The organism is Moorena sp. SIO4G3 (genome assembly GCF_010692305.1).
Lineage (GTDB): Bacteria > Cyanobacteriota > Cyanobacteriia > Cyanobacteriales > Coleofasciculaceae > Moorena > Moorena producens_A.
Genome location: NZ_JAAHIG010000384.1, coordinates 1 through 8,130, shown reverse-complemented (window position 1 = coordinate 8,130; position 8,130 = coordinate 1). Strand labels below are relative to the sequence as shown.

The window sequence follows — 8,130 nt, the reverse complement described above, 5'->3', positions numbered from 1 at the left end:
AATCCGTTCTAAAAGAGAAGTACCCACTGACAAGGGACTACTACGCGAGGAGCCGGATGAGGCGAAAGCTTCATGTCCGGTTCTGGAGACGAGTCGGGGAGGCGACTCCTCGGCTTAGTTTAATAACAAGCGTAATAAAGACAGTATCAATATTGGCAAAAAGAATAATCAGCAGTTTGTACAGATCCCTACCGCTAAATTAAAGAATCGAATTGAGCAACTGTGTGTCGAGTACGGAATCAAATTTGTTGAAACCGAAGAAAGTTATACGAGTAAAGCCAGCTTTTTAGATCGCGACTTCCTACCTGTACTTGGCGAGAAACCTAAGGGGTGGGTAGCAAGCGGCAAGAGAGTTTTGCGTGGACTTTATCGCTCTGGAAAAGGCGAATTAATCAATGCCGACTGCAACGGAGCTTGCAATATTTTAAGAAAAGTAGCGACACAACTAGGGTTTCCCCTAGTCGAGGTCGGTAGAGCAGTTTTGAACCTGCCACAACGATACAGATTAGACTATCGGGTAGGTCAGAGGGATTACTCCCTCTTTGCCCCCTAAGCACCGTGCGAACGAGTCTCCTGGTACACGGCGCAACCAACTCCGAAAAACACGTTATTCTGTGCAACCCTTTTCCCTTCGACCCGGTTTTGTGCCTTTTGGTTTTTGTTTCCGGTTTTTGGGAGGGGTTTTTATCCCTTCATACAGTTTTTTCTGTATTTCAGGGTTAGTTGCCCCCAAGGCATGGATAGTGTGGTGACAATCCTCATGAACGTACACTAGGTTGTTGTACTTATCTTGTCCTCCATGTTCTTTAGGAACAATGTGGTGTAGATGTACTTTGTTGTAGTCCCCTAACTGTTGTCCACAATATGGACATAGGTAGTTTTGCCTCAAGGCTATTTTATTCTTGCCTTTGGGCAATCTTCCTTCAGCTGTTTTCTTACTCTGTCTCTCCTTCCTTTTCCTCCAATATTCTTGAAGGTCAGGGTTGTCTGGAGAGTAATTGTGGGTGACTAGTGTATGTCTGGTTATTTTTGTCCATAAAGGTTTTTCCAAGTATAGTTCTTTGCTTCCGAAGACTCTTGTATCCTCCCTGCCTGGACAGAAGCATCCGAAATGTTTTTCCTTAATCCACTTCCATTCTTTTCGAGGGTATCTTCTCTTACACCATCTTACTAGCTTCCAGGAAATATAATCCTCTAATTTATTAAACGTATCCTTCGCCACCACACCATTGTGGTAGTTTGTCCAACCCCTTATAATTGGTTGTAATTTCCATATAAGTTGTTGAACCGATGACCCTTTTAACTTGGCGAATTCTACTTTGATCTTCTTTTTGATTCCTTTTAAGCTTTTGTTTGATGGTTTGATTAGAGTTATATACCCTTTATTTCGGGTTGTGGTTTTATGTTTTCGTATGTTCCATCCCAAGAAATCAAAACCGTCTGTTAGGTGAGTTATTTTGGTCTTTTCCTCGGATAGACTTAGTCCTTTCTTGGCTAACCATTCTTTCGTGGTTACCTTGGCGTTCGTGGCATCTTGTTTAGATTCTGTTAGAATCACAAAGTCATCCGCAAAGCGTACTATAGTTCTATTCGATTTATTTCTCCAAGTGTCTTCACCTTTTTTAGTTTTTTCTTTCCTGTATGTTATCCCCAGTTCCTTTTCTAATCCATGTAATGCTATGTTGGCGCTTGAGTGGACTGATTATGCCTCCTTGTGGAGTTCCAGTCTCCGTAGGGTGGAATGTATCCTTGTCTACATATCCTGCCTTTAACCATCCATGGATTAGTTTTTTCGCTGGGAAATTACCAATGGCTTCCATTAACGGTTCATGGGCTATATTGTCAAAGCATCCTTTTATGTCTGCTTCGACTATCCACCATTTCTTGTTTCTTTCCCCATTGATGTTCAGGAATATTCTTTGTCGGGCGTCATGGGCACTTCTTCCTGGCCTAAAACCGTAAGATGTGGCTTCAAATTGAGCTTCCCATGTTGGTTCCAAAGCATTTTTGACAATGGCTTGTATACATCGGTCCGTGATACTCGGTATTCCTAACGGTCTTTGTTTGCCATTGGGTTTTGGTATGTACATGCGCCTTGTGGGCTTTGGTTCCCAGAGTTTGGTTTTTGATAAGGTGTCCACCATTTCTCCTCTTTCTTGAGGATTTAGGGCTTTTTCATTATCGACTCCCGCCGTCCTTTTCCCTTTGTTGTCTTGGGTTGCTTTACGAACAGATACTTGGATGTTGGATTGACTCCTGAGCATTAATCTCTGGAGTTTGTTTACCTTCTTCCAATCCCCTTGACGTGTTGCCTTAAAAATTCTTTGTCTTAGTTTCCTGACCTGTCTATGGGCTTTTTTCCAATCAATGGAATGCCAGTAAGTGGTCTGTTCAGTTACGATACCCACGTTTTCAGGCGTCGGTTCTATCTTTTCCATGTACAATTTAAGTCAACTAATAACTTTCTTTTCCTTGGCTCGAAGTCAGCTCTGAAATTCAGCGCTCTTTCGAGCGAGGGATTTCCCTCTATCCGACCGGTTATTTATTCCCGTTCCCTTTCGGGTAGTCGGCTTTTGCTTGGTTCAGACTTTTACCGGACTGAGAGTTATACCTGCTCTTGGGATTCGGCTACCCTTGTTATCGACCTGATACTAGGGACTCAATCTCGGCTTACCCGGTTGCGCACATAGAAGTTACGAATCTTAAGTTGCCGTCTATACACCGAGTCCTATGAAGGTTCAGATTGTCTGACAGTGGACAGACTAACCTCGGAGCTCTTATCTCCATCATCGAATTTGTCAGAGATATCAATCTTAACGATGCCTTTAACCAACGGTTCCTTTCGTCAACTTTTTGATTCTTTCCCTGTTCGGTTCTTACCTATCCGATGGTTCGGTAATCCCTACTTTTCCCTCTAGCTCTGAGACCCAAAACTTCGGGATATCTCTAGATTTTATTTCTCCTGAGATTCCATCGTTCTTGTGCCCCTTCGGGTGGGAACCAGTCCTGAACCCTGGACTGTGGAAGGCTCTTACCCCTTCCACTTCATATGAGCGCCTTTCTTCGGTCGCCCCACTATCTAGATCCTATCGTGAAGCGTCACGCAGAGGTGCGACCCCGTAATTAAATTCTTCAAACGGAAAGCGCACCTTAGTGCTTTTAACCAGCGAAGTGACAACAGCTTAGAATCCACGTGTTTTCAAACCATGGAGAGTTCAAGACCGAGAGAACAAATTATTGCTGATCTCTGTATCAATTATGTGGAACGATATGTATTCTTATGTGGTTACTCAGTAGAACGAGTTGAACTTGAGTATACCTATGGTTTTGACTTGATTATCTTTACCTATGATGGCAATTGTGAACTTGAAAATGGTAAAATTCACGTCAAGCTAAAAGCAACCGATTTTCTGAGCATGCTATCCGCTGACCAAGAAACCATAGGCTTTCCCCTAGGACGCTCAGACATAGAGCCATGGTTAAAAGAACCAATGCCATGTATCCTGATTGTATACGATGCTCAGCTCGATCTAGCCTATTGGCTGTACTTGCAAGCCTACTTTCAAAACTGGGAAAACTTTGATCCATGGCAAATGGAAGAAACGATTACTGTTAATCTTCCTAAAAAGAATATTGTCAATCAAGATGCCATTAAAAAATTCGCTCGATATAAAAATGATGTGCTGCGCCAGTTACCGGGAGTGATTCGTCATCGTGCTTAGAAACCTTATTTTTGAAGAGTGTCAGCAGTAAGCTATCAGCAGCCAGCTATCAGCGGTCAGCTATGAAAGGAATGAAATGCGATGGCCTTTCGGCCTTTCGGCCTTTCGGCCTTTCGGCCTTTCGGCCACGCTACGCGAACGGCCACGCTACGCGAACGGCCACGCTACGCGAACGGCCACGCTACGCGAAGGCAAAAAAACCTCCCCTGGTAATTTCCCATAAAAGAATTAGGGAACCTTTTCAGGGGACGGTTAGTCAATATACATAGCAATCCTATTCAACTTTTGAAGGGGATTGCTCTATCTATCTAGCGCCATTTTAATGGCTACCGGGTGCCATCAGATCTGTTGCAGATATTAACCCATGAGGTAATTTATGCATAGAATCCATTTTTTGGCAATTGCTCCGCTTACTTTGCTCGGATTATCTGAAATAGCGCTTCAGTCTAGCTCAGTTGTGGCTAACACTTATTCCAATAACACCCTCCAGAGAGGTTCTCAGGAGCAGATAACTGTGCTAACCAGTAGCTCATCCTTAGCTAAATTCAATACTGAGTTGCTTGGACTAACCAATGCTGAACGGCGAAAAGCTGGCTTGCCACCATTACAGCTTTCTGCTGAGCTAAGTCAAGCCGCACAGCTACACGCTGAAGATATGGTGCGCAATGGTTTTTTCAGTCATACTGGTTCGGATGGTTCTAAAATAAGCGATCGCGCTAAAGCAGCAGGATATCTATATTCCTATGTTGGTGAAAACATTGCTGCAGGTTACTCGACTCCTGCTCAAACCATTAGGCAATGGATGGGAAGCACTGGTCATCGCCGTAATATACTCAAGCCTCAGTATCAAGAAATTGGCTTTGGTTATGTCAGCGATCCTTCCAGCCCCTATCGCCACTACTGGGTGCAGGTGTTTGGTTCACCGCGTTAATACTTAGTAGGGAGTCGGGAGTAGGGAGTAGGGAGTAGGGAATCGGGAGTCGGGAGTCGGAATCCCCGTAACCTCCCTTAATAAGTAACGGAGTTATATCATATCAGGATAATTACCCTGTCTTGATGCAGTCGCTCATGGGGGGAACCCCCAAGACCGCGCTGCCTTCCCAAGACCGCGCTGCATCGCTTAATAAAAATCTCCCCATCTCCCCATCTCCCCATCTCCCCACACTCCCAACTTGACTTTGGAGTTAGATATACGCCTCCATTCCCTCACAAGAACAAACCAAATTCCTATCCCCAAAGGCATTATCAATGCGCCCTGCCACAGGCCAAAACTTGTGTTCCCTTAACCAAGATGCCGGGTATGCGGCTTCCTCACGGGTATAGGGATGAGTCCATTCACTGACCATCAAGGCTTCTGCTGTATGGGGAGCATTCTTCAGCTGATTGTCCCTTTGGTCTACCTGACCCGATTCAATCGCTTTAATTTCCTGGCGGATAGCAATCATGGCATCACAGAAACGGTCGAGTTCCTCTTTCGACTCACTTTCAGTAGGTTCCACCATCATTGTCCCTGCTACAGGCCAGGATACCGTTGGGGCATGGAAACCATAATCCATCAGGCGTTTGGCAATATCATCCACTTCGATGCCCGCAGACTTTTTAAGCGATCGCAAATCCACAATACACTCATGAGCTACTAATCCATTGTTCCCCTTGTACAGAACAGGATAGTAAGGGTCTAACCGCTTAGCCATGTAATTAGCATTAAGAATAGCTACCTTAGTCGCCTCAGTTAACCCCGCACTCCCCATCATGGCAATATACATCCAGGAAATCGGTAGAATGCTGGCACTTCCCCAGGGTGCAGCAGAAATTGCACCAATAGATAAGGTTGAAGGTTGAGACTTTAAGGTTTTGGGTAGGAATGGTACTAAGTGAGGCATCACCCCAATTGGTCCCATGCCAGGTCCACCCCCACCGTGGGGAATACAGAAGGTTTTGTGTAGGTTCAGGTGACACACATCTGCCCCAAAGTCCCCTGGACGGCACAATCCCACTTGGGCATTCATATTCGCCCCATCCATATAAACCTGTCCCCCATGGTTGTGGACAATGGCACAGATATCTTTAATCTCTTGTTCAAACACACCATGGGTAGAGGGATAAGTCACCATCAGAGCAGCTAGTTTTTGGCTATGGTGCTCAGCCTTCTTCCTCAAATCATCTAAATCAATGTTGCCCATCTGATCACAAGCAACAGCCACCACCTTTAAACCAGCCATTACCGCACTGGCGGGATTGGTACCATGGGCAGAAGTAGGAATTAAACAGATATTGCGATCGCTTTCTCCCCGGTTTTCATGGTACTTACAAATAGTCAGTAATCCTGCATATTCCCCTTGGGAACCAGCATTAGGTTGAAGAGAAATGCCAGCAAAGCCAGTAATTTCTGCTAACCATTCTTCCAGCTGCTGGAATAGAATTTGATATCCCTGAGTTTGGGAGACCGGAGCAAAGGGATGAATCTTCCCAAATTCCGGCCATGTCACTGGCATCATCTCAGCAGTGGCATTCAGCTTCATGGTACACGAGCCCAGAGGAATCATGGACGTGTTTAGAGCCAAATCCTTACTTTCCAGACGGTGCAAATAGCGTAGTAACTCCGTTTCTGAGTGATAGCGGTTGAATACTGGGTTGCTTAAGTAGGTACTATGGCGAGCAAACGGTTCATTAAAATCAGCTGCCACCTTACGTGTTACTTCAGCCGCCAACTCTTCCACAGTAAAGAGTAGGGATGCATTGCTTGGTTCCCCTAAACTTGCAAAAATTTCCCACAAGTCTACTAAATCCCTAGCCGTCGTTGTCTCATCCAGGGAAATCCCGATAGTAGTTGAATCAATAATACGTAGATTAATTTGACGTGCTTCAGCTGCTTCTATAATTCCTGACACAGAGCGATCGCTTAATTCTACGCGCAAGGTATCAAAAAACGGTTCTGAGCTAATACTGTAACCTAAGCGTTTCAGTCCCTCCGCTAGGATAACCGTTAATTGATGAATTCTCTCGGCAATACCTTTGATTCCCTCTCGCCCATGATAAACTGCATACATTGAAGCTATCACGGCCAAAAGCACTTGCGCAGTACAAATATTGCTCGTGGCTTTGTCACGACGGATATGTTGTTCACGGGTTTGCAGTGCCAAGCGCAGTGCTGCTTTACCATTAGCATCTTTTGATACGCCAACGATACGTCCTGGTACTTGCCGTTTATAAGCTGCCCGAGTAGCAAAATAAGCTGCATGAGGTCCCCCATATCCTAGGGGAACACCGAAGCGCTGGGTGCAGCCTATGGCAATATCAGCCCCAAATTCTCCAGGGGGTGTAAGCAGGGCAAGGCTTAGAAGATCAGCTGCCACAGTTACTAAGGCTTTAGCACCATGAGCCTTATCAATAAATTCCCGATAATCGTATATGGTGCCATCCGTTGCTGGGTACTGAAGCAGAGCTCCAAAAATCTCTTGGTCAAATTCAAAAGTGCGGTGGTCACCAACAATCACCTCAATGCCCAAAGGTCTAGCCCTGGTTTGTACCACTGCGATAGTTTGGGGATGACAGGTTTGGGAAACAAAGAAGTGTTTGGCTTTGGTTTTACACAGACCATAGCTCATGCTCATAGCTTCTGCTGCTGCTGTTCCTTCATCCAGCAAGGAAGCATTAGCAATTTCCAGACCAGTCAAGTCTATAATCATAGTCTGGAAGTTGAGTAGTGCTTCGAGTCGTCCCTGAGCAATCTCTGCTTGGTAAGGGGTGTAAGCCGTGTACCAACCAGGATTTTCTAGGATATTCCGTTGAATTACAGGTGGGGTAATGCAGTCGTAATAGCCCATGCCAATGAAAGACCGGAATACTTGATTCTTAGACGCAATTTCTTTTAGCTGAGCCAGGGCAGCATACTCGCTTTGTGCCGCTGGTAACTGCAGAGGTTGATTAAGCCAAATAGCAGCGGGTACAGTTTGCTCAATCAGGCTATCTATAGTGGATATACCCAGGACGTTGAGCATTTGCTCTATTGCATCTGGATTTGGACCTATATGTCGATTGACAAAAGCATCGGTAGATGGTAGGGTTTTTGATACGGAAACAGTAGGGTCAGATTTCAGCAACGACTGAGTATTTGCTCTATTTTTTTGATCCTGGATATCCAAATTCTGCATAGTAAACAAATTTGTGAATTAAGCAGCGAAGGTGGGGTTGACACTCCCCACTGATAGAATCAGGGGGATTCTTGGTTCAACGAGTCAGCTTGCTCATCCAGGTCGGAACCAAGAAGAGTAGAGGCCAATTAGAGTCGATGTCCGGTATTATCCGGAGCACCTCTCCTTCAAATCCGAGCGTGAAACTTTCGCCTCACTCGGCTCCTAGATATTCTTTACCTTTCGGTTTTGCCCATATGGATTAATTGATGACA

The 8,130-nt window shown here is 45.1% G+C and carries 7 protein-coding genes; 3 read left to right on the top strand and 4 right to left on the bottom strand.

Going from position 1 to position 8,130, the window contains the following annotated elements:
* Nucleotides 1–607 precede the first annotated feature (607 nt).
* Nucleotides 608–1,558 (bottom strand): group II intron maturase-specific domain-containing protein, encoded by a 951-nt coding sequence (locus tag F6J99_RS37345; RefSeq protein WP_293120860.1) that lies wholly within the window; start codon nucleotides 1,556–1,558, stop codon nucleotides 608–610.
* Between the two features lie 64 nt (nucleotides 1,559–1,622).
* On the bottom strand, nucleotides 1,623–2,438 hold the full coding sequence (locus F6J99_RS37340; RefSeq protein ID WP_293120858.1) for a reverse transcriptase N-terminal domain-containing protein: 816 nt from the start codon (nucleotides 2,436–2,438) through the stop codon (nucleotides 1,623–1,625).
* 768 nt (nucleotides 2,439–3,206) lie between these two features.
* Here F6J99_RS37340 and F6J99_RS37335 point away from each other — a divergent pair.
* The 3 genes from F6J99_RS37335 to F6J99_RS37325 all read left to right on the top strand — a co-directional run bounded on the left by F6J99_RS37335 (nucleotide 3,207) and on the right by F6J99_RS37325 (nucleotide 4,653).
* Complete coding sequence (locus F6J99_RS37335) at nucleotides 3,207–3,722, top strand: DUF4365 domain-containing protein (RefSeq protein ID WP_293120856.1); 516 nt, start codon at nucleotides 3,207–3,209, stop codon at nucleotides 3,720–3,722.
* An 11-nt stretch (nucleotides 3,723–3,733) separates the two neighbouring features.
* Nucleotides 3,734–3,991, top strand: coding sequence for a hypothetical protein (locus F6J99_RS37330; RefSeq protein ID WP_293120854.1), 258 nt, complete (start codon nucleotides 3,734–3,736; stop codon nucleotides 3,989–3,991).
* A gap of 107 nt (nucleotides 3,992–4,098) precedes the next feature.
* Nucleotides 4,099–4,653, top strand: a complete 555-nt coding sequence (locus F6J99_RS37325; RefSeq protein WP_143727883.1) for a CAP domain-containing protein — start codon at nucleotides 4,099–4,101, stop codon at nucleotides 4,651–4,653.
* A 98-nt stretch (nucleotides 4,654–4,751) separates the two neighbouring features.
* Here the strand turns inward: F6J99_RS37325 and F6J99_RS37320 are convergent, their stop codons facing one another.
* Nucleotides 4,752–4,877 carry a hypothetical protein gene (locus tag F6J99_RS37320; protein ID WP_293120851.1) on the bottom strand — a complete coding sequence of 42 codons (126 nt, stop codon included), beginning with the start codon at nucleotides 4,875–4,877 and terminating at the stop codon, nucleotides 4,752–4,754.
* A gap of 29 nt (nucleotides 4,878–4,906) precedes the next feature.
* A complete protein-coding gene (gene gcvP / locus F6J99_RS37315) occupies nucleotides 4,907–7,876 on the bottom strand; it encodes an aminomethyl-transferring glycine dehydrogenase (protein ID WP_293120849.1) in 2,970 nt (989 codons plus the stop codon).
* Nucleotides 7,877–8,130: the final 254 nt, after the last annotated feature.

Coding starts and splice junctions, on each gene's coding strand:
- gcvP (WP_293120849.1), bottom strand. CDS start 7,876: ATGCAGAATTTGGATATCCAGGATCAAAAAAATAGAGCAAATACTCAG.
- F6J99_RS37335 (WP_293120856.1), top strand. CDS start 3,207: ATGGAGAGTTCAAGACCGAGAGAACAAATTATTGCTGATCTCTGTATC.
- F6J99_RS37320 (WP_293120851.1), bottom strand. CDS start 4,877: ATGGGGAGATGGGGAGATGGGGAGATTTTTATTAAGCGATGCAGCGCG.
- F6J99_RS37340 (WP_293120858.1), bottom strand. CDS start 2,438: ATGGAAAAGATAGAACCGACGCCTGAAAACGTGGGTATCGTAACTGAA.
- F6J99_RS37325 (WP_143727883.1), top strand. CDS start 4,099: ATGCATAGAATCCATTTTTTGGCAATTGCTCCGCTTACTTTGCTCGGA.